Source organism: Stackebrandtia nassauensis DSM 44728 (assembly GCF_000024545.1).
Taxonomy (GTDB): Bacteria; Actinomycetota; Actinomycetes; order Mycobacteriales; family Micromonosporaceae; genus Stackebrandtia; species Stackebrandtia nassauensis.
Map to the genome: position 1 here is coordinate 1 of NC_013947.1, position 25,720 is coordinate 25,720.

A 25,720-nucleotide genomic window follows, 5' to 3' on the forward strand; every position below is an offset into this window, starting at 1 on the left:
TTTTGATGATCGATTGGGGCGACAGCGGTGAGCCAAGACGAACTCCACGCGGCATGGCAGGCCATGACCGCGGAGCTCGGCGACGAGTCCCTGTCCGGCCAGCAACGTGCCTGGTTGGCGGTGACCCAGCCGCTCGGGCTGTTCGAGGACACCGTGATCATCGCCGCACCGCACCAGTTCGCGCGCGAGGCCTTCGAGTCCCGACTGCGTCCGATGCTGACCGAGGCGCTGGCCCGGCGGCTGGGCCGCGCGGTGCAGATCGCCGTGACGGTGCGGGCCGCCGAGACCCCGCCGCCCCCGGCCCCCGCGCATCCCCCGGTACCGGCGCCACCGGCACTGCCACCGCTGACCGGACCGTCACGCCCGCAACCGGAACCGCAGCCGCAACCCGAGGAACAGCCCACCCAGCAGCGGCTCTACCGCGCCCACACCGAGAACATGCGGGCCGAGAACTCCGGCCACATCCCCTCGCAGGCCACGCCGCCCGCAGAGGACCCGCGTTCCGCCCCGGCCACCCCGCCCGCGCTGTTCGACACCTCGGCGTTGAGTCCGCCGCAGTCGCCGAACCCGCGACCGCGTCCGACACCTACTTCTCCACACTCTTCTCCACAGCCCCCGGTTCCCCGGCCCAGCGGCCCGCTGGTCTCGCCGCCGCCCGCCTCCGACCCGGCGCCCGAGCGCACCGGTTTCCGCAGCGACCCGAAACCGGTGCCGCCGCAGCCCGCGACCGCCACCAGGCTCAACCCGAAGTACAGCTTCGACACCTTCGTCATCGGCTCGTCCAACCGGTTCGCGCACGCCGCGGCCGTGGCGGTGGCCGAATCGCCCGCCAAGGCGTACAACCCACTGTTCATCTACGGGGACTCCGGACTGGGCAAGACCCACCTGCTGCACGCCATCGGGCACTATGCCCAGAACCTCGGCAACGCCAAGTCGGTGCGGTACGTGTCCACCGAGGAGTTCACCAACGACTTCATCAACTCCCTGCGCGACGACAAGAGACAGGCTTTCCAACGTCGTTATCGCGACGTCGACATCCTGCTCATCGACGACATCCAGTTCCTGGAACGCGCCGAGCGCACCCAGGAGGAGTTCTTCCACACCTTCAACACCCTCCACAACGCGAACAAGCAGCTGGTGATCACCTCCGACCGCTCGCCCAAACAGCTGTCGACGCTGGAGGACCGGCTGCGGACCCGGTTCGAGTGGGGCCTTCTGGCCGACATCCAGCCGCCCGACCTGGAGACCCGGATCGCGATCCTGCAGAAGAAGGCGGCGCAGGAGCGGCTGGACGCGCCGCCGGACGCGCTGGAGTTCATCGCTTCGCGGATCAACCACTCGATCCGGGAGCTGGAGGGCGCGCTGATCCGGGTCACGGCCTACGCCAGTCTCACCAACAAGCCCGCCGACCTGGCCCTGGCGCAGGAAGTGTTGCGGGACTTCATCCCCGAGGGTGAGAGCCCCGACATCACCACCGAGGCCATCATGCACGCCACCGCCGACTACTTCGGCGTCAGCGACGCCGACCTGCGCGGACACTCCCGATCCCGGGTGCTGGCCAACGCCCGCCAGGTGGCCATGTACCTGTGCCGGGAGCTCACCGAGCTGTCGCTGCCCCGCATCGGGCAGGCCTTCGGCGGCCGCGACCACACCACCGTCATGTACGCCGACCGCAAGATCCGCAAGCAGATGGCGGAGAAGCGGGCGCTGTACGACCAGATCGCGGAGCTGACGAACAGACTGAAAAATCAGTCCGGCAGCTGATCCGGAAAATTCTTATCCACAGCGTCTGGGGATAACCCTGTGGGAAAGCTGTGCAAAAGCCCCGGAATCTGTGGATTCACTGTGGAAAAACTGTGGACAGTCGAAACGTCAATGTTCACAACGGGTGTGGAAAAGCTGTGCATAACCTGTGGAGGCAGCTGTGGAGAAGTGTGGAGAACGATCCGCCGTCTGTGGAAGTGTGGAAAACCCCGACCTTCTCCACAGACTCCTCCACACCTTCTCCACAGCACCGTTTCGTCGCTGAACTGCGGATACGCTGCTTATCCACAGTTTCCACAGCACTCAATACGACTACGGGATTTATCTATTAGAGAAAAGATCTATTGGTTGCTGTGTGGATAACTTCGCCAGCTCTGTGGTGGCCGAAACTGTCCCTGAGAATCTCTGGATCGGTGGTACCCCCGCCGGGCGGCCATGGCAGCATGGTGGTCTCATCGAGGGGCATGCGAAGGAGAAACCCATGAAGCTTCGAGTCGATCGCGACGCGCTTGCCGACGCCGTCGCCTGGACGGCCAAGAGCCTGCCGGTCCGACCGTCCGTACCGGTGCTGGCCGGCGCGTTGATGACTGTCTCTGATGGACAACTGACGATCTCCGGGTTCGACTACGAGGTCTCCAGCCAGGTGACACTTCCGGTCACCTCGGACGCCTCCGGCAGCGCCCTGGTCTCCGGCAAGCTGCTCGCCGAGATCGTCAAGGCCCTGCCCGCCAAGCCCGTCGACGTCGCCGCCGAGGGCAGCCACGTCGAGATCACCTGCGGCAGCGCCCGCTTCACGCTGCCGACCATGCCCGTGGAGGACTACCCGAGCCTGCCCGACATGCCCGAGGCCGTCGGCACCATCGACGCCGCCGCCTTCGCGGCCGCCGTCGCCCAGACCGCCGTGGCCGCCGGCAAGGACGACACCCTGCCGACCATGACCGGCGTGCAGCTGGAGTTCACCGGTACCGGCCTGGCGCTGCTGGCCACCGACCGGTACCGGATGGCGATCCGCGACCTGCCGTGGCGCCCCGACTCCAACGACCTCAACGTGACCACGCTGATCCCGGCCAAGGCGCTGTCCGACACCGCCAAGGCGCTGGGTTCGCGGGGCGGCGAGGTCACCATCGCGCTGCCCGACCCGTCGAACGGCCCGATCGGCATGGTCGGTTTCGCCGCCGACGGCCGTCGCACCACCAGCCGGGTCCTGGACGGTCAGCTGCCGCCGCTGCGGTCGCTGATCCCGGTGACCTACGCCGCCGAACTGCGCGTCAACGCCGCCGAGCTGGCCTCGGTCGCGCGACGGGTTTCGCTTGTCACCGAACGCAACTCGCCGCTGCGCCTCAACGTCGACGGCGACGGCCTGGTGGTCGAGGCCGGTGGCGCCGAGGACGCGACCGCCTCGGAGGCCATGGACTGTGAGTACTCCGGCGACGCGATGAAGGTCGCGTTCAACCCGCAGTATCTTTTGGATGGCCTGTCGGCGATCTCGGCTCCGGTCGCGGTGTTCTCGTTCACCGAACCGGGCAAGCCGGTGACGCTCAAGGGCGACAAGGCCAACGCTGACGACGACGGCGACTTCAGCGGTTACACCCACCTGTTGCAGCCGCTGCGCTACGACAGCTGATAATCCACATTAGCCATAGAGGAGTATTCGGATGCAACTCGGCATCGTCGGTCTGGGCAAGATGGGCGGCAACATGCGCACTCGGTTGCGCGAGGCCGGTCACGAGGTCTTCGGCTTCGACAGGGACGCGTCGCTGACCGACGTTGCCGATCTGCCCGAACTGGTGTCGCGCCTCGACGCGCCGCGCGCGGTGTGGGTCATGGTTCCGGCCGGTGACCCCACCCGCGACACCGTCCACGCTCTCGGCGAACTGCTCAGCGAGGGCGACGTCGTCATCGACGGCGGCAACTCCCGGTTCACCGACGACGCCGAGCACGCCGAACACCTGGCGGGCAAGGGCGTCGGCTACATCGACGCCGGGGTCTCCGGCGGCGTGTGGGGCCGCGAGAACGGCTACGCGCTGATGGTCGGCGGCGCCAAGGGCGACGTCGACAAGCTGATGCCGATCTTCGACGCGCTCAAGCCGCCCGGCGAGTACGGCTTCGTCCACGCGGGCGGGGTCGGCGCGGGCCACTACGCGAAGATGGTCCACAACGGCATCGAGTACGGCCTGATGCAGGCCTACGCCGAGGGTTACGAACTGCTGCGGGCCAGCGAGTACGTCGATGACGTCCCGGCGGTCTTCAAGTCCTGGCGCGAGGGCACCGTGGTGCGTTCCTGGCTGCTGGACCTGATGGACCGGGCGCTGGACGAGGACCCGAACCTGGACAAGCTGGCCGGTTACGCCACCGACTCCGGCGAGGGCCGCTGGACCGTCGAGGAGTCGATCCGGCTGGCGGTGCCGCTCAACGCGATCACCGCGTCGCTGTACGCGCGCTTCGCCTCCCGTCAGGACGACTCCGACGCGATGAAGGCGATCGCCGCGCTGCGCAACCAGTTCGGTGGCCACGCGGTCAAGCCGGAGAAGTAGCGACCGGACTGTCACAACCACGAGAGACAATATTCGTCATGCGGGGGGCCCGAAAGGCGGTGTGATGTGCATGTTCGGCGGCTGGAGCTGACCGACTTCCGTTCCTACGGTCACGTCGACGTCGAACTGCCCGAAGGCCCGAGCGTCTTCGTCGGCCCCAACGGGCACGGCAAGACCAACCTGATCGAATCGCTGGGCTACCTGGCCACCGGTTCCAGTCACCGGGTCACCTCGGACGCGCCGCTGGTGCGCGCGGGGTGCGAGTCGGCGACCGCCCGCGCCGCGATCGTCCATGAAGGACGCGAGCTGCTGGCCGAGCTGACCATCACCCCCGGCAAGGCCAACCGGGCCCGGCTCAACCGCTCCCCGCTGCCGCGGTCCCGCGACCTGATCGGGGCGCTCAAGGCGGTCGTGTTCGCGCCCGAGGACCTCAACCTGATCCGCGGCGAACCCGAACAGCGGCGCCGGTTGCTGGACGAACTGCTCATCGCCCGGCACCCGCGGTTCGCCGGGGTGCGCGCCGACTACGACCGGGTCGTCAAGCAGCGCAACGCCCTGCTGCGGACCGCGTACTTGGCCCGCAAGACCGGCGGCCGGGGCAACACCGACCTGCACACTTTGGACACCTGGGACGCGCACCTGGCCCAGCACGGCGCCGACCTGCTGGCCGGGCGGCTGGCCCTCATCGAGGACTACACCCCCTACGTGGTCAAGGCGTACGAGGCCGTCAGCGCCGGACGCGGGCGGCCGAGGCTCAGCTATCACAGCGCCCTGGGCGAGAACGAACCGTTGTCCCCCGACCGGGACCTGCTGACCGCCCGGCTGTCGGCCGCGCTGGCCACCGCCCGCAGCCGCGAGGTGGAACGCGGCACCACCCTGGTGGGCCCGCACCGCGACGACCTGAAACTCGTGCTCGGCGACCTGCCCGCCAAGGGCTACGCCAGCCACGGCGAGTCCTGGTCCTACGCGCTGGCACTGCGGCTGGGCGCGGCGGAACTGCTGCGCGACAACGGGACCGCGCCGGTGCTCATCCTCGACGACGTCTACGCCGAGTTGGACTCGCAGCGGCGGGAACGACTGGCCGAACTCGTCGCCAGGGCGCCGCAGGTGCTGGTGACCTGCGCGGTGGCCGAGGACGTGCCCGCGCAGATGAGCGGCGGCCGCTATGACATTCACGACGGGGAGGTAAGGCGTGTCATATGAACCACGGCGCAAACGGCGTCGCCCGACCGGAGCCTGGTCGGGCCCCGGGCCCGACGGCCGCGATCCGCAGCCGCTCGGCGAGGTGCTGGGCAAACTCATCAAGGACCGGGGTTGGCGCGATCCGGCGGCCAAGGCCGGGCTGTTCGCGAACTGGCCCCAGATCGTCGGCCCCGAGATCGCGGAGCACTGCCGTCCGGTGTCGTGCGCGGACGGCGAGCTGATCATCGAGGCCGAGTCGGCGGCGTGGGCCACCCAGCTGCGGCTGTTCAAGACCCAGATCCTGGCCCGGCTGGCCTCGCACTCGGGGCCGCAGGTGGTCACTCGGCTGCGGATCCAGGGACCGTCGCAGCCGTCCTACGTCACCGGGCCCCGGCGGGTGCGGTTTCGATCATGAGCTTCGCTCACACCCCGGCCACGGCGGCGACGGGCGCGAGAGCAACGCGTGGCATAGAAGTTGCCGCACCCGTGATAGGGGGGTACACGGGGACGAATTCAGCAATCTGTGAGCCAAATACGGGCCGCGCCGTGCGTTTCTGTCGGGGCCACCCAGTAGGATTGACGTGAGCTGCCGGGCGGGCGTGTCGGCCATACTGCGACAAACATGGCTTTGACGACGACCGTCCGGTTCTCATGGTCGAACGTCTAACAACAAGGAGCACTTGGTGGCAGCGGCGGAAAAGAAGCAGGATGACTACAACGCCGGGTCGCTTACCGTCCTCGAGGGTCTCGAGGCGGTTCGCAAACGACCCGGCATGTACATCGGCTCGACGGGGGAACGCGGCCTCCATCACCTGATCTGGGAAGTCGTCGACAACGCGGTCGACGAGGCAATGGCGGGACACTGCGACACGATCGACGTCACCATCCTGGCCGACAACGGGGTCCGTGTCATCGACAACGGTCGTGGCTTCCCGGTCGACCTGCACCCCAAACTCAAGAAGCCCGGCGTCGAGGTCGCGCTGACCGTGCTGCACGCGGGCGGCAAGTTCGACTCCAAGTCCTACGCGGTCTCCGGTGGTCTGCACGGCGTCGGCATCTCGGTGGTGAACGCGCTGTCGACCCGCATCGAGATGGAGATCCAGCGCGACGGTTTCGTCTGGACGCAGTCGTACAAGCACTCGGTGCCCGGTCCGCTGGAGCAGGGCGAGAAGTCGCGCAAGACCGGAACCTCGGTGAGCTTCTGGCCGGACGACACCATCTTCGAGACCACCGTCTACAACTTCGAGACCATCTACCGGCGGTTGCAGGAATACGCGTTCCTCAACAAGAACCTCAAGATCGTGCTGCGCGACGAACGGCCGCGACCGGAGTCCGAGGAGGACACCAAACCGCGCGAGGTGGTGTTCCAGTACGCCGAGGGCATCGCCGACTTCGTCCGGCACCTCAACGCCACCAAGTCGCCGCTGCACAAGTCGGTCGTCATGTTCGAGGCGAAGTCCGAGGAGGACGGCTCGAGCCTCGAGGTCGCGATGCAGTGGAACGAGTCCTACGGCGAGAGCGTCTACACCTTCGCCAACGCCATCAACACCCACGAGGGCGGCACCCACGAAGAGGGCTTCCGGGCCGCGCTGACCACCTGCGTCAACAAGTACGGCACCGACCGCAAGCTGCTCAAGGGCACCGACCGGCTGTCGGGCGACGACATCCGCGAGGGACTGGCCGCGATCGTGTCGGTGAAACTCGTCGAGCCGCAGTTCGAGGGCCAGACCAAGACCAAACTGGGCAACACCGAGGTCAAGAGCTTCGTGCAGCGGGTCTGCAACGAGTGGCTGGTCGACTGGTTCGACCGCAACCCGTCCGAGGCCAAGACGATCATCACCAAGGCCTCGGCCGCCGCCCAGGCCCGCAAGGCCGCCGCCCAGGCCCGCAAGCTGGCCCGCCGCAAGTCGCTGCTGGAGACCTCCTCCATGCCGGGCAAGCTGGCCGACTGCCAGTCCACCGACCCGAGCGAGTCGGAGATGTTCGTCGTCGAGGGTGACTCGGCCGGTGGTTCCGCCAAACAGGGCCGCGACCCGCGCACCCAGGCCATCCTGCCGATCCGGGGCAAGATCCTCAACGTCGAGAAGGCCCGCATCGACAAGATCCTCAAGAACAACGAGGTCCAGGCGATGATCACGGCACTGGGCACCGGCATCCACGACGACTTCGACATCGAGAAACTGCGCTACCACAAGATCATCCTGATGTCGGACGCCGATGTGGACGGTCAGCACATCAACACGCTGCTGCTGACGTTGCTGTTCCGGATGATGCGCCCGCTGGTGGAGATGGGCCACGTCTACATGTCGCAGCCGCCGCTGTACAAGATCAAGTGGAACCGCAAGGGCGACCAGGTCGAGTACGCCTTCTCCGACCGGGAACGCGACGGTCTCATCGAGATGGGCATGTCGCAGGGCAAGCCGGACCCGCGCAAGTACGACGGCATCCAGCGCTACAAGGGTCTGGGCGAGATGAACTACACCGAGCTGTGGGAGACCACGATGAACCCGGCCACCCGGGCGCTGCTCCAGGTCACGCTCGACGACGCCGCCACCGCCGACGAACTGTTCAGCGTCCTGATGGGCGAGGACGTCGAGACCCGGCGCAACTTCATCCAGCGCAACGCCAAGGACGTCCGCTTTCTTGATATTTAGAAACAGAGTCTTGACATCGAACGGCCCTGGTGTGGCCTTCACTAATCTGACAAACGGTTGTCCCGCCGAAGGCGGGGCGGTTGTCCCGTCACGACGGGGGAGAGGTAAATAGGGTGAGCGACCCAAACCAGCCGGAACTTGAGGTGCCCGAGGTGGGCGCCGGACGCATCGAGCCGGTAGGCGTCGAAGTCCAGATGCAACGCTCCTATCTCGACTACGCCATGAGCGTGATCGTCGGGCGGGCGCTGCCGGACGTTCGTGACGGCCTCAAACCGGTGCACCGCAAGATCCTCTATGGAATGTACGACGGCGGCTATCGGCCGGATCGCGGATACGTCAAGTGCTCCCGCGTCGTCGGTGACGTCATGGGGCAGTACCACCCGCACGGCGACTCCGCCATCTACGACTCCCTGGTCCGGATGGCGCAGCCGTGGTCGATGCGGTACCCGCTCATCGACGGCCAGGGCAACTTCGGTTCGCCGGGCAACGACCCGGCCGCCGCCATGCGGTACACCGAGTCCCGGCTCGACCCGCTGGCGATGGAGATGCTGCGGGACATCGACGAGGACTCGGTCGACTTCGGGCCCAACTACGACGGCAAGACCACCGAGCCCGAGGTGCTGCCGGCCCGGATCCCGAACCTGCTCGTCAACGGCTCCGAGGGCATCGCCGTCGGCATGGCCACCAAGATCCCGCCGCACAACCTGCGCGAGGTCGCCGCGGCCGTCAACTGGTGTCTCGACAACACCGAGGCCGACGAGGAGGAGACCCTCGAGGCCCTGATCAAACTGGTGCAGGGCCCCGACTTCCCCACCTCGGCGCTGATCGTCGGGCGCGCCGGGATCGAGGACGCCTACCGCACCGGCCGCGGCTCCATCCGGATGCGCGCCGTCATCGAGGTCGAGGAGGACCGCAAGGGCCGTCCGTGCCTGGTGGTCACCGAGATGCCCTACCAGGTCAACCCGGACAACCTGGCCGAGCGGATCGCCGAACTCGTCAAGGACGGCAAGCTCAACGGCATCGCCGACATCCGCGAGGAGTCGTCCGGCCGCACCGGTATGCGACTGGTCCTGGTGCTCAAGCGCGACGCGGTCGCCAAGGTCGTCCTCAACAACCTGTACAAGCACACCCAGTTGCAGGAGACCTTCGGCGCCAACATGCTGGCGCTGGTCGACGGGGTGCCGCGCACTCTGAACCTGGCCCAGTTCGTGCGGCACTACGTGGCGCACCAGATCGAGGTCATCGTCCGGCGCACCAAGTTCCGGCTGCGCAAGGCCGAGGAACGCGCCCACATCCTGCGTGGTCTGCAGAAGGCGCTCGACCAGCTCGACGCGGTGATCGCGTTGATCCGCAGCTCGCCGTCGGCCGAGGAGTCCAAGACCGGCCTGATGAACCTGCTGGAAGTGGACGAGATCCAGGCCACCGCGATCCTGGACATGCAGCTGCGTCGCCTGGCGGCGTTGGAACGGCAGAAGATCCTCGACGAACTGGCCGAGATCGAGGCCAAGATCGCCGACCTGGAGGACATCCTCGCCAAGCCGGAGCGGCAGCGGCAGATCATCAAGGACGAGCTCGGCGCGATCGTCGCCAAATGGGGCGACGAACGTCGCACCAAGATCGTCCCCTTCGAGGGCGAGGTCAACATGGAGGACCTCATCGCCCGCGAGGACGTCGTGGTCACCATCACCCGCGGCGGCTACGCCAAGCGCACCAAGGTCGACCTGTACCGCTCGCAACGTCGCGGCGGCAAGGGCGTCTCGGGCGCGACGCTCAAGCAGGACGACCTGGTCAGCCACTTCTTCGTGTGCTCGACGCACGACTGGATGCTGTTCTTCACCAACAAGGGCCGCGTCTACCGGGCCAAGGCCTACGAACTGCCGGAGGCCAGCCGCACCGCGCGCGGCCAGCACGTCGCCAACCTGCTGGCCTTCCAGCCGGACGAGCAGATCGCCCAGGTGATGCAGATCAGCGGCTACGACGTGGCGCCGTACCTGGTGCTGGCGACCCGCCGCGGTCTGGTCAAGAAGACGAAGCTCACCGACTTCGACTCGCCGCGCACCGGCGGTGTGATCGGAATCAACCTGCGCGACGGCGACGAGGTGGTCGGGGCGGCGCTCATCAACCCCGACGACGACCTGCTGCTCGTCTCCAAGAAGGCGCAGGCGATCCGGTTCATGGCCTCCGACGAGAGCCTGCGTCCCATGGGCCGGGCCACTTCGGGTGTCATCGGCATGCGCTTCGTCGAGGCCGACGAACTGTTGACAATGGAGGTCGTCCGCGGTGGAATGGACATCCTCGTGGCCACGAGCGGCGGTTATGCCAAACGAACCCCGGTCGAGGAATACCCTCAGCAAGGCCGAGGCGGCAAGGGCGTGCTCACCGCTAAAATAACCGAGCGGCGGGGTAACCTCGTCGGCGCGTTGTCGGTGACACCTGACGACGAATTGTTCGCCATTACCTCAGAGGGCGGGGTAATCCGGACACCGGTGAAACCGGTGCGGCGGACCACAGATCGCAACACCATGGGTGTCAAGCTAATGGATCTGCCGGAGGGTGTTTCGCTCCTCGCGATGGCGCGAAGCGCTGACGAACCAGACGAACAGGACTGAACAACATGACCGATGCGCAGGCGGGCGGAGGCACCGCCGCGGGACGAGCCACGGTCGCCGCGGACACCTCCGAAGGGGCGGCCCCCACGCAGGGCGGCGCGACCACTTACACGCGTCCACCCGGAATGGCGGCACCACCAACCTCACCGGACCAGATCGGTGGGCGAAGCGGTGCTCCGGAAGGCCCCGCGCGGGTGGCCGACGCCGTCCGCGCGGCCCGAGCGGCAGTCTCCGCGGCGGCAGGCCGAGGCCCCCGCCGCGCCCGCCTCCACCTCAAACGGGTGGAGCCGTGGTCGGTCATGAAGTTCTCCTTCGCGGTCTCGATCGTGCTCTTCATCGTCATGATCGTGGCCACGACGGTGCTCTACATCGCACTGGACGCGATGGGCGTGTTCGACAGCGTCAACGAACTCCTCGTCTCCCTGGTGGGCGGCGGCGGAGGTTCCGACGAACCCTTCCAGCTGACGGCCAAGGGAGTCATCCTGGTCTCAGCCCTGCTGGGGCTCGTCAACATGGTGCTGTTCACGGCGCTGTCCACCTTGGGTGCGTTCATCTACAACGTGTGCGCGGACCTGGTGGGCGGCATCGAAGTGACACTCGCCGAAAAGGAGTAGCGGCAACAGGGACCCGGCGCGGAGAATCGGGTACGCGTCGGGTAACCTTGCTCGTCGTTGCGCCTAAGCAGGCGTGGCACGCAATACGCGGCTATAGCTCAGTCGGTTAGAGCGTAGAGCTGATAACTCTAAGGTCGCTGGTTCGATTCCAGCTAGCCGCACCAACAGAAGCGCCCTGGTCCTGATGGACCGGGGCGCTTTCGTGACAGCCGCTTGACGTTAGGCGTTGAGTATGCGGTGGTCATCACATCCGGGCTCGCCGTGATGCGTATGCTCGGGTGCGACTCAAGCTAGATCACTCTTCAAGGTTCACGGAGGCTCGAGCACGTATGTCTGACAAAGCATCCGAGTTCATCACCCTGATGACCGCCGTCAAGGAACTTCTCAACGAGGCTGGCCAGCAGTCCAACTCGGCAGCGGGAATCGCCGATGAGGCCGCGGAATTGTTCGCGCAAGGTGGAAACGCCAATAGCCACACCATGATGACTCAGGCCGCTGAGTCGGCGCGCAAGGTCCTCACTCAGGTGGCCGGACTCGTCAGCACCACTGACGAAGCAATCGCCCAAGCTCAGCAAGCCAAGGGCAATTTACACACCTCTTCTTCCGGGAGCTCCGGTGTCCGTGAACCCGTCGCGAAGATCGGCGACCCGATCGAGGCGCCGCAAGGCGGTCCTGACGACACCAGTGACCATCGTGCCGAACTGAAATCCGCGGACGACGATGATGAGGAAATGACTCGTGCCGACCGCGCCTTGCGTGTGATGGCGCGAAACGCCGGGGACGTTGAGACAGTTACGAAAGACATCGTGCAAACCGCGTCCAGCATGTTCCGGACGTATAAAGAGGACAAGCCTGGGTCTGGCCAACCCTCGCGAATGGCCACAGGGCAAAGCGAGGCCCAGACTCAGGTTCCCCAGCCGAAAATCTCGAGTGACACTCCCCAAGGCCCGTCATTCGAAGGCATGGCCGTGGCCACCGTTCTCGGTGGTGTCGCGGCCATTCAAGGAATCAAAGCTCTCCGCAGTCGACAACCGAAGGAGAAGTAGACAGTGAACGCGAGGACGAAGTACCGGGCGATGTTGCGGGCGGGCCTGGTCGGCGACTTTGATGCGGCTGAACAGCTTGGAACCGAGCTGGGAGAAGTTGCGTGGAATGATTCCGGGCTTCTGGTGAACGCGCTGTTCGTACTGGCGGTCCAACGGAAGTTCGATGACGACACTGATCGTGACGTGATTCGAGAGTTCGTGCGCGAGACCCTCGATGACTACAAGTCGGCAGACCCGCCTTTCAAACCGCTCATGACCGAGGGACTCATCCGGTCGGTTCTCGGCGAGGAGGAACTGTACCCGGAGATTCCGAAGAACGAGGCCATCCCGGTACAGACCGCGATCATCAACAAGATCGTGGCCGATGCCCGTACGTCTCCGGACAAAGTCGATGAGCTGCTGGACAAAGCCGAGAAGCTCGCCGACCGTTGGATACAGCAAAGCAAGTGAACGGTCCTTGCTGAGGATGTCCGCAACATCATCGAAGCCCCGGTCTTTCGAGGCCGGGGGCTTCGATGTTTCACGTGGAACTGAGGAAGCCTCCGGATTGGTGTTTCCACAAGTCGGCGTAGATGCCGCCAGTGGTCAGTAGTTGGTCGTGGCTGCCGTCTTCGACTATGCGGCCCTCGTCGAGGACGACGATGCGGTCAAGGTGGGCGATGGTGGACAGGCGGTGGGCGATCGCGATGACCGTCTTGTCCGCCATGATCTCCGAGAGGGTTTCCTGGATGGCCGCTTCGGATTCGGAGTCGAGCGCTGAGGTGGCCTCGTCGAGGACCAGGATCGGGGCTTCGGTGAGGAAGGCCCGGGCCAGGGCGATGCGTTGGCGTTGGCCGCCCGAGAGGGTGACGCCGCGTTCGCCGACGTGGGCGTCGTAGCCGGTGCGGCCGGTGGCGTCGCGCAGGGTGGGGATGAAGCCGTCGGCCGCCGCTTTGCGGGCCGCCTCGGTTATTCGGGTTCGGTCGATGTTGTCGACGCCGCCGGTGATGTTGGCGGCCACCGAGCGGTGGAGCAGGGAGGCGTCCTGGCTCACCAGGGCGATGTGGTGGCGCAGGCTGTCCTGGGTGACGGCGCGGATGTTCTGGTCGTCGATCGTGATGGTTCCGGATTCGGCGTCGAAGAACCGGAGGATCAGGTTGACCAGGGTTGACTTACCGGCCCCGGAGCGGCCGACGAGGCCGATCTTCTGGCCGGCGGGGATGTTGAGGCAGACGCGGTCCAGGCCGCCGGTTTCCTTGCCGTAGTGGTGACTGACGTCGTGGAGGCGGATGGCTCCGCCGGTGATCGTCAGGTCGGTGGCGGTGGGGGCGTCGGTTATCTCCAGGGGTTGGGCGATGGTGGGGAGGTGTTCGCGCATCGCGCCGAGGCAGCCGAACAGGGCGGTGACCGCGTCGAGCAGCCACTCGGCGATGCCGTTGACGCGCAGGCTCAGTGCCAGGGAGGCGGCGACGAGTCCCAGCGGGGCGGCCCCGGTCTGCCACAGTGCGATCGAGTAGCCGACGAGGCCGACGGTGAGGATGGTTCCCAGCGCCATCATGCTCGCGTTGATCGTGACCTCGACGCGTTGCAGCCGTAGGTGAGCGGTGTGGTTGTCGGCGAAGCGGCGGCGGCTTTCGGGGTCGTCGGTTCCGGTCGCCGACATCTTGATGGTGTCGATGTTGGCGTAAGTGTCGACCAGCAGACCGGTCAGGGCCGACTGGGTGGACTGGTGGCGTTGGGAGGCCCGGCGGTAGCGGGGCACCACATAGGCCATCACGGCGAAGTAGAGCCCGATCCACAGCGCCAGCGGGATCGCGAGTCGGATGTCCTGTGCGGACATGAGCCAGAACGAGCCGACGATGTACATGCCGACGAAGGACAGGGTGTGCAGCACCGTGTAGGCGGCGCCGGTTGCGGCGGTGGTGAGTTCGGTGACTCGTGAGGCGATGCGTCCGGCGAGGTCCTTGCGGAACCAGCCGACCGACTGGCCGAGGACGTGGCGGTGCAGGCGCCAGCGGGTTCCGGTGGCGGCGTTGGGGCGGAAGGCGATGTCGTCCAGGCTTTCGCGACCGGTCCACAGCAGGGGACGCAGGATCAGGAACAGTGCGGCGACGAGTACCAGTTCGAGACCGTGTTCGGCCCACAGCCGGGCCGGGGTGGTCGCGGCGAGGGTGTCGACGAGTTGTCCGGTGTAGAAGATCAGCCACACCTCGACGGCCGCGCTGGCGGCCGAGAACAGCAGTGAGGCGGTGATGATGTGCCGCAGCGGGCGCAGCTGGAGTTTCAGGAACGGCCAGACGCGGGTGGGCGGGTTGTGGGGCGGGTCGGGCAGGAATGGGTCGGCGAGGTCGCCGAGTCGACGAAACATGGAATCCCTAGGAAGGTGAGAACGGCGTTCGGGCGCGTCGGACTGAACCGGCGGCCGTCGAAGCCGTGCCACCGTTCAGCCTGCGGAGGGTCCTCGCATTGGTCGCTCCTTAGGGTGTTTCGGTCATCGGCAGTCAATCGGAGACCCATGGGGCGGGTAAACCGGGTTCCCGGATAGTGGGAGACTCAGGCGGCTTGCAGGTCTAGTGTGGCCAGTTCGCCACGGCTGGCGATGTTGAGCTTGGGGTAGGCCTTGTAGAGGTGGTAGCCGACGGTGCGGGGACTGAGGAACAGCTGGGCGCCGATGTCGCGGTTGGTCATGCCGGTGGCGGCCAGCCGGACCACCTGGAGTTCCTGTGGGGTCAGTTGGGAGAGGGCTTCGGGGCGGAGGGCGGCGGGGCCCTGGCTGTCACCGGCGGCGCGCAGTTCGGTGCGGGCCCGTTCAGCCCACGGGGTGACGCCGAGGCGCTCGAAGGTGTCCAAAGCGGAACGCAGGTGGCCGCGGGCGTCGGAGCGGCGGCGGGAGCGGCGCAGCCATTCGCCGTAGAGCAGTTCGGTGCGGGCGCGTTCGAAGGGGCGGTCGCCGGGCTGGTTGTGGAACTCGACGGCACGGATGAAGTGTTGTTCGGCCTCGGCGTCGGGTCCCAGCAGGGCCCGGCCGCGTTCGACGAGGGCCATCGCCCACGGCTGGTCGATGTGCTCGGCGAACGCGGTGAACCAGCCGAAGGGTTCGCGGGCGCGTTCGGGTTGGCCGGAACGGGACGCGGCCTCGACGAGGTCGGTGACGGTGGGCAGCATGTCCATGCGGTTGCGGCGGTTCGCCAGTTCGGCGAGCCGGTCGACGGTGCTTTCGTTGCGGCCCAGGGTCAGGTCCAGGACGCCCAGGGCGCCGTCCAGCAGCAGGATGCCGCGGCCGTCGTCGGCGCCGGGCAGCTTGGACAGCAGTTCCAGGCAGCGTTTCTCGTCGCCGCCGATGGCGGCCAGGTAGGCCAGGGTGCTCAGCGGGACGCCGATCATGATCGGCTGGTTGCCGGACTCCTCGGCGGTGCGCAGTGCCTCGGTGGCGCTGGCGGCGGCGTCGCGGTGGTGGCCGGAGTACAGCTGCGCCTTGGCTTGCAGGGCCAGTGCCCTGGGCAGCACGCCCATCGCCCCGGTCGCGCGGCAGTCCGCCACCAGCGAGGCGGTCAGGTCCAGGGCGGTGGTGTGGTCGCCCAGCAGCAGGTGCCACCACGCGATGGTGGCGCGGTCCTGCAGGGTCGGCTCGTGGCTGCGGCCGGTGGTGGCGATGAGCTCGCGCAGCGCGGCGACGCCGTCGGCGACATCGCCGTGCCGGTCGCCGAGTCCGTGCGCGACCCGGGCCATGGCCAGCACCCTGGGGGCGTTGCGCAGCTTCATGGACGTGGCCAGCTCGGCGACCTCGTCGACGGCGGCGAAGTTCCCGGCCATCCAGGCCGCTTCCACGGCGTGGAAGAGCATGTAGCTGGCCTGGAGGTTCGCGTGTGGCGCCACTTCGCGGGCCGCGGACACCCAGCCGTGGTACGAGGCCATCGTGTTGCCGTGTCCATAGGCGACATGGGCGTTGATGTGGGCGAGCCTGCCCAGCAGTTTCGGGTCGGTGGTGTTGCTGGCGGCTTCGGCGGCCAGCGCGTCGGCGCGGTCGAGTTGTCCGGCGGCCAGGGCTGCCGCCGCGGCGGCCTGGAACCGGCGGGCCTTCTCGTCGGGGTCGGGGCTCAGCTGGGCGGAGCGTTCGTAGGCCGAGGCGACGGCGTTGCGACCGCCGCGGGCCTGACCGGCGCAGGCCACCTCTTCGAGGGCGGCGGCGATCTTCTCGTCGGGGCCGGTGGCGGCGGCGGCCAGGTGCCAGGCTCGGCGTTCGGCGTGGGCGGGTGAGGTGATGGCCTCGGCCAGGGCGGTGTGGACGGTGATGCGTTCGGCGGTGGAGGCCTCCTGGTAGGTGGCCGAGCGGACCAGCGGGTGCCGGAAGCACAGGTGGCCATCCACCATGGACAGCAGTTGTTTGCGTTCGGCGAGTTCCAGGTCCTCCATGGTGGAGCCGAGCTTGGTGGCGGCGGCGAGGATCGGTGGGGCGTCGCAGGAACCGTGGGCGGCGGCCACCAGCAGCAGGGTGCGGGTGCTGTCGGGCAGGGTGGCGATCCGGTCGGCGAAGGTGCGCTGGATCCGGCTGTGGGTGGGCAGCGCCGAGACCCGGTACGGGTCGAGGGTGAGCTGGCCTTCCCGTTGCGCCACCGGCAGTTCCCGCAGTGCCAGCGGGTTGCCGACGGCCTCGGCGATGACCTGGCGGCGGGCGGGTTCGGACAGGTCGGAGGCGTACTCGGCCAGCAGCTGGGCGGCGGCTTCGTCGTCCAGATTGGAGAGGTCGAGTTCGGCGATGCCGTGGGAGGGGAAGGCGGGCGCGTGCTGGTCACGGGCGCCGAACAGGACGACGACGCCTTCGGCCTCCAGCCTGCGGGCGGCGAACAGGAGCGCGTCGGCCGATTCCCGGTCGATCCAGTGGGCATCGTCCACAACGCACAGGACGGGGCCCTCGTCGGCGATCTCGGCCAGCAGCGTCAGCACCGCAAGGCCGATCATGAACCGGTCGCCGCTGGTCTCGTCGGACAGGCCGAGGCTGCCGCGCAGCGCGGAGGCCTGCCGCTTGGGCAGCGCGTCGATGCGGTGCAGCACCGGGTGCAGCAGCATGTGGAGGTGGGCGTAGGGCAGTTCGGATTCGGCCTCGATGCCGATGGCCCGCAGCTGCCGGAAGTCGTCGGCGGCGGTCAGGGCGTGGCCCAGCAGCGCGGACTTGCCGATCCCGGCCTCGCCCCGGACGATCAGGGCCTGACTGCGCCCCTGCCGGGCCTCGTCGAGCAGTCGCTCGATGTGAGCCGTCTCCTGGGTGCGTCCGAACAGCATGTGCGAAACCGTATCCGCTTCGGGACCGGAAGTCTCCGGCCGTGATCGCGTGGCAAGCATGCCTTCTCCAGTGTTGTGCGCCATTGGTCCCCAGAATCACACTTAAAGCGAGGTTGAACTCAAGTGGCTGTGACCTAAGGCATACAACAGGACGGGCCGTGGCGGACAATGTAGTCCGTCACGGCCCGGTCGTTCGTCAGGGAACCAGCACGACCTTGCCGACCGTGTCGCGGTTCACCAGCGCCTCGTGCGCGCCGGAGGCGTCCTTGAGCGGGAAGGTGCGCACCGGCGGTGACATCGTGCCGTCGGCGACCTTGGCCAGCGCCTCGATCTCCAGACCGCGCAGGCCGCCGGGCCGCGACAGCATCCGCGGGCCCAGTGCCGAGGTGACGCTCAGGCCCCGGTCCACGATGTCCTGTCCGGACAGTTCGGTGATCTCCCCCGCCGACCAGCCGAACATGACGAACCGGCCGCCGACGCCCAGCAGTTCCAGGGCGGCGCGGCCGTTGTCGCCGCCGACACCGTCGAACACGACGGTCGGCTGCCGTCCCGCAAGCGCCTCGGTGACCCGCTTCGGCCAGCCGGGCTCGGTGTAGTCGACGGCGATGACGCCGCCCGCGAGCCCGCGCACCAACCGGGTCTTGGCCTCGCCACCGGCGGCGCCCACGACGGTCGCGCCGGAAGCCCGCAGTGCCTGCACCAGCAGGCTGCCGATCCCGCCCGCGGCGGCCAGCACCACCGCGACGTCGTCGGCGGTGGGCGCGGCCACGTCGAGCACGCCCACGGCGGTGCGTCCGGTGCCGATCATCGCCACCGCCGCCTCGCTGCTCAGACCGTCCGGGATGGGATGGACGGCCTCGGCCTCGCGCACCGCCAGCTCGGCGTAACCGCCGCTGGCGATGCCCAAATGCGCGACCACCCGCCGCCCCAACCAGGACTCGTCGACGTCCGGCCCGAGCGCGTCCACCGTTCCGGCGACCTCGCGGCCCGGCGTCATCGGCAGTTCCGGGTTGCCGAAGGGGTGCGAACCGGCGTCGCCGGAACGGATCGCGGCGTCCAGCAGGTGCACACCGGCGGCCTCCACCGCGATACGGAGCTGACCGGGGCCGGGAACGGGATCGGGAAGTTCCTCGTAGAGCAGGTTCTCGGCCGGACCGAACTCGTACTGGCGGATGGCGCGCATCGTTTACTCCTCAGTGGATTTGATTGTCAGCCGGGGTACGGGGAGGCTTCGCGGGCCTGCTTGAGGGCGCGGGCCCACCAGCCCAGCTGGTCCAGCAGCTCCTTGGCGGCCTTGTTGGTGGCGTCCAGTTCCCGGGGCTGCCCCTGGTCGTCGAACTTGTCCCAGAAGTTGACGAAGTTGAGGGTGTTGCGGATCGTCAGCGCGTGCACTTCGGGGAAGATCTGCCGCAGCTGCTCCACCGCCCGCTGCCCGCCGACCATTCCTCCATAGGAGACGAAACCGACCGGCATCGCGTGCCATTCGGCCTGGTACCAGTCGATCGCGGCCTTCAGCGAGGCCGGGAAGCTGTGGTTGTACTCCGGCGTCACGATGACGACGGCGTCCGCCTTGTGCAGCCGCTCCGAGACCGCCTCGACGTGCGGGTGATCGTCCACTTCGATGTGCATCGGCAGGTCGGCGTCCAGCAGATCGATGACGTCCACGTTGTAGTCGCCGTGTTTGCGGGCCTGGTCGGCGAACCAGTTGGCCGGTACCGGACCGAACCGTCCCTTTCGGGTGGATCCGATGATGACCGCGAGATTCAACGGCTCTGTCGACATGACTGTGCTCCTTGGGATTCGTTGTCACAGTTGACGACCGAAACGCTACGAAGCGCGAGTGTCCGGGCGCATCTGTCAGATGACTGGGCTTGGATGACTGGGTCGACGCCAGTCGGTTCGCAGGCGGAGCGCAGGCGACACCGTCACCAATACAGTCGCGTGACAGATGCGGGGGTGCGGCCCGCGGCCATAGCGTCGGCGGCATGACTCATACCCCCGAAACCTCGACGGGCGAGAAGACCCGGTGGGCGCCGATCGTCGCGCTGGCCATGGCGATGGTCGTCATCACCTCCGACATGACGATCGCGGCGGTGACCCTGCCGTCGCTGGGCGAGGACATGGACGTCGGCGCCGCCGCCACCGCGTGGGTGCTGCTGGGCTACTCGCTGCCGATGGCCGCCATCGCGATCCCGGCCGGGCGCTGGGCCGACCGCGCCGACCTGCGCGCCGTGTTCGTGCTGTCCATGACCGGCGTCGCGGTGGCCAGCGTCGCGGCCGCGCTGGCCCCGACGTTCTGGGTACTGGTGGTGGCCCGCCTCCTGCAGGGTTTCACCGGCGCGCTCACCATGTCGGTGTACATGCCGATCGTGGCCGCCGCGGTGAAGACCGAACAGCGCGGCCGTGCCATCGGCTACATCATCACGATCATGACCCTGGGCGGCCTGATCGGCGCGCCACTGGGCGGACTGGTCGCCGGTGGCCTGGGCTGGCGGGCGGTGTTCCTGCTGAAACTGCCGATCGTCGCGGTGGCCATCGTGCTGGCCCTGAAGTCGGTGCCCAGCAACGGGAAGCGACTGCCGTTGCCCGACGCGGCGCTGTGGCGCGACACCCTCGTGGTCGGCGGTGCGGTCGGCTCACTGCTGCTGGCTTTCGACCGGATCGAGCGGCAGCCGCTGGCCGCCACCGGCCTGATCGCGCTGGCCGTGGTGCTGGCGGTGCTGTGGCTGCGGTTCCGCAGCTCCCGTCCCATGGTGGCGGTCCTGGGACGCCGCGTCCTGGGCCTGCCGATGCTGGGCCTGTTCCTGATGAGCTTCATGATCGGGCTGATCTCGTTCCTACTGCCGTACTACTTCACCGACGAACTGAACACCGGTCCCGAGGCGATGGGGGTGGCGATGCTGTTCTTCAGCGGAGCGATGGCCCCGATCTCACCACTGGCCGGAGGGCTCGCCGACCGCTTCGGAGCGCTGCGCATCGCCTCGGCGGGCGCGGTGGTGTCGATCCTCGGTCTGGGCAGCATGCTCACCCTCGGCCCCGACTCGTCCATGGTGGACGTGATCTGGCGACTGGTGCTGCTCGGTGTCGGCGCCGCCCTGTTCAACGGACCCATCAACGCCGCCCTCATGGCCGCGACCCCCGCCGACATGCTCGGCACCGCGGGCGGAATGTTCGCCACCACCCGAACGCTGGCCTCCACCATCGGCCCGGCGGTGACGGCGTTCGTGTGGTCGACGGCGGGCGGCGGCATGCCCGGCTTCACGACCGCGACAGCGGTGCTGACCGCGCTGTCGGTGCTGGGACTGGGCTTCGTGCTGGCGGGCCGATCACGGCAACCGGCGCTGGCCACCGCGGCTTAAGCCACATGCGGACTGGTCAGTCCGTTGTTTCGCGGACGTCGGTTCCGTGTTCCGCGTAGGCCTTGAAGTCCCGCATGTGTTGTAGCGACTGCTTGCGGAACGCGCCGGACATCAGCGGTGCCGCCAGCCGCATCAGCAAACCGCTGAACCGGTATTCGTTGTGACTGACCCACAGTGTCGTCTGTGGTGCCCACGTGCCCGTGCTCCCCGTTCAACGGTTCGTGCAGCACCAGACCCCGCAACCACTTCGCCATGTGCGACGGATCGGCCAACAGCCGCACCACCTTCTCGCGCGGCTGAGCGATCTCGATGGAGACGGTGTACTTCACGACGGAGCGCTCCGGTCACAGGCGTTTCGTCGCCGTGGCCTCCTGGGCCAGCAGCCGCAGCGCTGCCAGAGCCTGGCCGCCGACGACGGTCCACACCAGCATGCGCTCGATCGATTCCTCCAGCGTCGTGGCCTCCGGCGACGTCCCCTGTTCCGCTTGCGGTGACACCACGAGCCCGACGTCAGCCTCGGCGACGGTTTGGGCCGCGTCGGCGTAGGTGTCCAACAGCTCCAGGCCGTCGGCCAGACCGAGTGCCCGGGCCGTGGCCATGGCGGTCGCGAGTTGGGCGCGGGCCGGGTTGCCGGGGCGTATCGACCAGCCGTGGCGGGCGAGCAGATCGTCGACCTCGGCCAGGTCCTCGGGGGCGGCGGCCGGGGGCGGTGGGGTGTCGGGGTCGAGGTCGGGGTGGCCGGACAGCGCGTACTGGGCCTTGCCCATGCCGGTGAACGCCGAGGTGCTGGGATCGTCCAGTATGGCCAGTACGCGGCGGGCGGTCGCGATCGACAGTTTCCCGACGTCGACCAGGGCCCGGATGAGTCGTAGCCGTCGCAGGTGGGACTCGTCGTAGGAGACCTGGTTGGCCTTGGCGCGCTGGCCGGACGGCAGCAGTCCCTCGCGGACGTAGAACTTGATCGTCGCGACCGGGACGTTCGAGCGGTTGCTCAGTTCACCTATGCGCATCATGTCGGCCTTCTCACGTACTGGTATTGACGCTATCGATAGTTGTACTATCGATAGCGTTGGTTTCAATCGACGCCAGTCTAGCCAGCAGCACCCAGGAGAAGACATGAACGACGGCACGCACCCCGACGACCACGCCGACGAACCCGCCGCGACCGACGACACCCCCACCGCGCCGAAACCGGGTCGGCGCTACACCCGGCGCCGCCTGCTGACCACCTCGGCGGTGGCCGCGGGCGCGGCGGCGGTCGCAGTCGGCACCACGGCTGTCCTGACCAACGACGGCACGCCGCCCACCATCAAGCCCTCGGGCCGCAACCGCTTCGACGGCAAGGTCGTGATCGTCACCGGCGCGACCTCGGGGATCGGCCGGGCCGCGGCGAAACTGTTCGCCGCCGAAGGCGCCAAGGTCGGCTTCTGCGGTCGCCGCGAGAAGCTCGGCGCAGAAGTCGAACGCGAGATCCGCTCCGACGGCGGCGAAGCCACCTACATCCGCGCCGACGTCCGCAAGGAATCCCAGGTGCGAAAGTTCGTCGACAGGGTCGCCGACGAATACGGCGGGCTCGACGTCTGCTTCAACAACGCCGGGATCACGCTCCAGAAACCGCTGCACGAGTACACGGCCGCCGAATGGGACGACGTCGTCGACACCAACCTGCGCGGCACCTTCCTGTGCATGAAGTACGAAGTGCCGCACCTGATCGAGCGCGGCGGTGGCAGCGTCGTGATCACCTCCTCGTCCAATGTGCACTCCACTGGCGAGGAACGCTCGGCCTACACCGCGTCCAAGCACGGCCTGCTGGGGCTGGCCAACTGCGCCGCCTACGACTACGCCGAACACAACATCCGGGTCAACACGCTGATCCCCGGCACCACCAACACCGAGCTGGTGCGCCGGGTCGCCGGGGCGATGGACCTGCCCGACGCCGTGTGGGAGGAGATGGCCGCCGCGTACGGCCGCGCCAACGCGCCGACGATGAAACGGCTGGCCACCCCCGAGGAGATCGCCGTCGGCGCGCTGGCACTGGCGTCGCCCGATTTCAGCTACATGACGGCCGGGTCCCTGACCCTGGACGGGGGCGACAGCAACCGCGGCTGAGATTCCCCGAAATCAGCCCTTGACATTGACCCAAGGTCAGGGTGGACGTTGGGGTCATGACGAACCTGAACTCAACCGAAATCAAGACCGACAACGACTCCGGCTTCTCCGACGCGGGGCTGCGCCGACTGCGGGGCGTGCTGGAACGGCACGTCGACTCGGGGAAGATCCCCGGCCTGGTCGCGCTGGTCAGCCGCGACGGACACACGCACGTCGAGACGCTCGGCACGATGCGCCACGACGGCGGTGCGCCGATGCGCCGCGACACGATCTTTAGGGTGGCGTCCATCGCCAAGCCGGTCACGATGGCGGCGGCGATGATCCTGCTCGACGAGTGCCGGATGCGGCTGGACGAGCCGGTCGACGAGTGGCTGCCCGAGCTGGCGAACCGCCGGGTGCTCAAGCGGCCCGACGGCCCGCTGGACGAGACCGTTCCGGCGAACCGGCCGATCACCGTCCGGGACGTGCTCACCTGCACCTTCGGGCTCGGCGTCGACTTCGAGCTGATGACCGCCCCGATCCGGGCCGCGATCTTCGAGGCGACCGACTACGGCGTGGGCTCGGGACCGGCGCCCGGCTTCGACGAGTGGATGCGCCGTCTCGGTGAGCTGCCGCTGTCGTACCAGCCCGGCGAACGCTGGCAGTACGACCTCCCCAGCGAGGTGGCCTGCGTGCTCGTGTCCCGGGTCGCCGGACAGCCCTTCGGCCAGTTCCTGCGCGAACGCGTCCTCGAACCCCTGGGGATGAAGGACACCGGGCACCACGTGCCCGACGGCGAGATCCACCGGCTGCCGCCGCTGTACGGGCCCGACCCGCAGACCGGGGAGTTCCTCGTGTGGGACGAGGCCGAGGGCGGGCGGGTCAGCCAGGCCCCCGAGTTCGAGGGCACCGCGCTGGTGTCGACCGTCGACGACTACCACGCCTTCTTCCGGATGCTGCTCAACGGCGGGACGCACCAGGGGCGACGCATCCTGTCCCGTCCCGCGGTTGAGCTGATGACCACGAACCGGCTCACGCCTGAGATGAATTCCGCCCGCGACGACATGTACCGCGCGATCCTGCACCTGTCGAACGGCCAGGGGCTGCACGGCGGCTGGGGGCTGGGGATGGCGGTGCGCACCCGCCGCGGCGACTACGCGCCGGTGGGCCAGTTCGGCTGGGACGGCGGCACCGGCACCAGCGTCTACGCCGACCCGCACCACCGGCTCACCGGCATGCTGTTCACCCAGGTCGGCATGTCCACCCTGGATTCGGTGCGTCTCATCCAGGACTTCTGGACCACGACCTACCAGGCGATCGACGCCTGAGACGACGCTCCGGCGCGTCCGGACAAATCCAGGGAAAAGGCCGCTCGGGGGCTTGGCAACCGATCTCACTAGGGCTAACGTGTTGCCCAGCCCCTCGGCCTCCCCTGGCCGCGGTGCTTTCTACTCGGATCGTCCGGCACGTTCCTGCCGGTGGAAAGGACAACTCATGGCTACGGTCACCTATAAGGGAGCTTCCCGGATCTATCCGGGAACCAAGAAACCCGCGGTCGACAAGCTCGACCTTCAGATCGAGGACGGCGAATTCCTGGTACTGGTCGGGCCGTCCGGCTGCGGTAAGTCCACCAGCCTGCGGATGCTCGCGGGTCTGGAGGAGGTCGACGAGGGGTCGATCTTCATCAACGACACCGACGTGTCGAACCTGCCGCCCAAGGCTCGCGACATCGCGATGGTGTTCCAGAACTACGCGCTCTACCCGCACATGTCGGTCTTCGACAACATGGCGTTCGCGCTGAAGCTGCGCCGCACCCCGAAGAACGTCATCAAGGAGAAGGTGGCCGAGGCCGCCGAGCTGCTCGACCTGACCGAGTACCTCAACCGCAAGCCCAAGGCACTGTCCGGTGGTCAGCGGCAGCGGGTGGCCATGGGCCGCGCCATCGTCCGGGAACCGCAGGTGTTCCTCATGGACGAGCCGCTGTCCAACCTGGACGCCAAGCTGCGGGTGCAGACCCGGTCCCAGATCGCCTCGCTGCAGAAGCGGCTGGGCGTCACGACCGTCTACGTCACCCACGACCAGGTGGAGGCCATGACCATGGGCCACCGGGTCGCCGTGCTCAAGGACGGACTGCTGCAGCAGGCCGACACCCCGCGCGCGCTGTACGACTCGCCCGCCAACGTGTTCGTCGCCGGGTTCATCGGCTCCCCCGCCATGAACATCAAGACCGTCCCGCTCACCGAGGACGGCGCGAAGTTCGGCGAGGTCATCATGCCGCTGAGCCGGGAGACCCGCGAGGCCGCCAGCGAGGGCATCTCCGGCGACAAGACCGTCACCGTCGGCATCCGGCCCGAGAACTGCACTCTCGGTTCGGGTGAGAACGGTGGCATCGCCATCGAGGTCGACCTGGTCGAGGAGCTCGGCTCGGACGCCTATGTCTACGGCCACGCCGTGTACAGCGACGGCGAGGAGCGGTTCGTGGTCCGCACCGACGGCCGCACCGTTCCCAGCCTGGGCGAGACCGTGCACGTCATCCCCGAGGTGGGACGCGAGCACGTCTTCCACGCCACCACCGGTGAGCGCGTCGGCAAGACGGTGACCAAGTAAGCGA

Annotated in this window: 18 protein-coding genes, 1 tRNA gene and 2 pseudogenes; 15 read left to right on the forward strand and 6 right to left on the reverse strand. The window is 67.8% G+C overall.

The annotated features are described in order from the left end of the window. Window positions 1–63: 63 nt before the first annotated feature. The 11 genes and pseudogenes from dnaA (at window position 64) to SNAS_RS00060 (ending at window position 12,853) form a co-directional block, all read left to right on the forward strand. Complete coding sequence (gene dnaA, locus SNAS_RS00010; RefSeq protein WP_013015295.1) at window positions 64–1,764, forward strand: chromosomal replication initiator protein DnaA; 1,701 nt, start codon at window positions 64–66, stop codon at window positions 1,762–1,764. Between the two features lie 481 nt (window positions 1,765–2,245). Beyond that, the gene (gene dnaN, locus SNAS_RS00015) at window positions 2,246–3,388 is read left to right on the forward strand and encodes a DNA polymerase III subunit beta (protein ID WP_013015296.1); all 1,143 of its coding nucleotides are present in this window, start codon (window positions 2,246–2,248) and stop codon (window positions 3,386–3,388) included. Window positions 3,389–3,419: 31 nt separating this feature from the next. After that, window positions 3,420–4,298 carry a phosphogluconate dehydrogenase (NAD(+)-dependent, decarboxylating) gene (gnd, locus tag SNAS_RS00020; RefSeq protein ID WP_013015297.1) on the forward strand — a complete coding sequence of 293 codons (879 nt, stop codon included), beginning with the start codon at window positions 3,420–3,422 and terminating at the stop codon, window positions 4,296–4,298. 66 nt (window positions 4,299–4,364) lie between these two features. After that, window positions 4,365–5,501, forward strand: a complete 1,137-nt coding sequence (gene recF, locus SNAS_RS00025) for a DNA replication/repair protein RecF (protein ID WP_013015298.1) — start codon at window positions 4,365–4,367, stop codon at window positions 5,499–5,501. Continuing rightward, window positions 5,491–5,895, forward strand: a complete 405-nt coding sequence (locus SNAS_RS00030; protein WP_013015299.1) for a DciA family protein — start codon at window positions 5,491–5,493, stop codon at window positions 5,893–5,895. Before recF ends, SNAS_RS00030 begins: the two co-directional genes overlap by 11 nt. 268 nt (window positions 5,896–6,163) lie before the next feature. Further along, entirely contained in the window at window positions 6,164–8,134 is a 1,971-nt protein-coding gene (gyrB, locus tag SNAS_RS00035) for a DNA topoisomerase (ATP-hydrolyzing) subunit B (RefSeq protein ID WP_013015300.1), read from the forward strand. A gap of 113 nt (window positions 8,135–8,247) precedes the next feature. Next, on the forward strand, window positions 8,248–10,743 hold the full coding sequence (gyrA, locus tag SNAS_RS00040) for a DNA gyrase subunit A (protein WP_013015301.1): 2,496 nt from the start codon (window positions 8,248–8,250) through the stop codon (window positions 10,741–10,743). Continuing rightward, a pseudogene (locus SNAS_RS00045) lies at window positions 10,737–11,357 on the forward strand (DUF3566 domain-containing protein); the annotation flags it as partial. The gene gyrA and the pseudogene SNAS_RS00045, both read left to right, overlap by 7 nt. Window positions 11,358–11,444: 87 nt before the next feature. Further along, window positions 11,445–11,521, forward strand: a tRNA-Ile gene (locus SNAS_RS00050). Window positions 11,522–11,686: 165 nt separating this feature from the next. Further along, window positions 11,687–12,403 carry a hypothetical protein gene (locus SNAS_RS00055; RefSeq protein ID WP_013015303.1) on the forward strand — a complete coding sequence of 239 codons (717 nt, stop codon included), beginning with the start codon at window positions 11,687–11,689 and terminating at the stop codon, window positions 12,401–12,403. 3 nt (window positions 12,404–12,406) lie between these two features. After that, on the forward strand, window positions 12,407–12,853 hold the full coding sequence (locus SNAS_RS00060; RefSeq protein WP_013015304.1) for a hypothetical protein: 447 nt from the start codon (window positions 12,407–12,409) through the stop codon (window positions 12,851–12,853). A gap of 70 nt (window positions 12,854–12,923) precedes the next feature. Here SNAS_RS00060 and SNAS_RS00065 read toward each other — a convergent pair whose 3' ends face one another. The 4 genes from SNAS_RS00065 to SNAS_RS00080 all read right to left on the reverse strand — a co-directional run bounded on the left by SNAS_RS00065 (window position 12,924) and on the right by SNAS_RS00080 (window position 19,444). Further along, window positions 12,924–14,750 carry an ABC transporter ATP-binding protein gene (locus SNAS_RS00065; protein WP_013015305.1) on the reverse strand — a complete coding sequence of 609 codons (1,827 nt, stop codon included), beginning with the start codon at window positions 14,748–14,750 and terminating at the stop codon, window positions 12,924–12,926. A 185-nt stretch (window positions 14,751–14,935) separates the two neighbouring features. After that, window positions 14,936–17,662 carry a helix-turn-helix transcriptional regulator gene (locus SNAS_RS00070; protein WP_041624452.1) on the reverse strand — a complete coding sequence of 909 codons (2,727 nt, stop codon included), beginning with the start codon at window positions 17,660–17,662 and terminating at the stop codon, window positions 14,936–14,938. A 196-nt stretch (window positions 17,663–17,858) separates the two neighbouring features. Next, on the reverse strand, window positions 17,859–18,845 hold the full coding sequence (locus tag SNAS_RS00075; RefSeq protein WP_013015307.1) for a zinc-binding dehydrogenase: 987 nt from the start codon (window positions 18,843–18,845) through the stop codon (window positions 17,859–17,861). A 26-nt stretch (window positions 18,846–18,871) separates the two neighbouring features. After that, window positions 18,872–19,444, reverse strand: a complete 573-nt coding sequence (locus SNAS_RS00080) for an NADPH-dependent FMN reductase (RefSeq protein WP_013015308.1) — start codon at window positions 19,442–19,444, stop codon at window positions 18,872–18,874. Window positions 19,445–19,647: 203 nt separating this feature from the next. On the opposite strand from SNAS_RS00080, the gene SNAS_RS00085 reads away from it, so the two are divergent. Further along, entirely contained in the window at window positions 19,648–21,021 is a 1,374-nt protein-coding gene (locus SNAS_RS00085; protein ID WP_013015309.1) for an MFS transporter, read from the forward strand. 16 nt (window positions 21,022–21,037) lie between these two features. On the opposite strand, the pseudogene SNAS_RS37395 reads toward SNAS_RS00085, so the two are convergent. Continuing rightward, window positions 21,038–21,350: pseudogene (locus SNAS_RS37395) on the reverse strand (SRPBCC family protein). Window positions 21,351–21,365: 15 nt separating this feature from the next. After that, window positions 21,366–22,034 carry a MerR family transcriptional regulator gene (locus SNAS_RS00095; protein WP_013015310.1) on the reverse strand — a complete coding sequence of 223 codons (669 nt, stop codon included), beginning with the start codon at window positions 22,032–22,034 and terminating at the stop codon, window positions 21,366–21,368. 103 nt (window positions 22,035–22,137) lie between these two features. On the opposite strand from SNAS_RS00095, the gene SNAS_RS00100 reads away from it, so the two are divergent. The 3 genes from SNAS_RS00100 (at window position 22,138) to SNAS_RS00110 (ending at window position 25,716) form a co-directional block, all read left to right on the forward strand. Then, window positions 22,138–23,130, forward strand: a complete 993-nt coding sequence (locus SNAS_RS00100) for an SDR family NAD(P)-dependent oxidoreductase (protein WP_013015311.1) — start codon at window positions 22,138–22,140, stop codon at window positions 23,128–23,130. Window positions 23,131–23,186: 56 nt separating this feature from the next. Next, window positions 23,187–24,437, forward strand: a complete 1,251-nt coding sequence (locus SNAS_RS00105; protein ID WP_013015312.1) for a serine hydrolase domain-containing protein — start codon at window positions 23,187–23,189, stop codon at window positions 24,435–24,437. A gap of 166 nt (window positions 24,438–24,603) precedes the next feature. Beyond that, the gene (locus SNAS_RS00110) at window positions 24,604–25,716 is read left to right on the forward strand and encodes an ABC transporter ATP-binding protein (protein ID WP_013015313.1); all 1,113 of its coding nucleotides are present in this window, start codon (window positions 24,604–24,606) and stop codon (window positions 25,714–25,716) included. The last annotated feature ends 4 nt before the right edge of the window (window positions 25,717–25,720 follow it).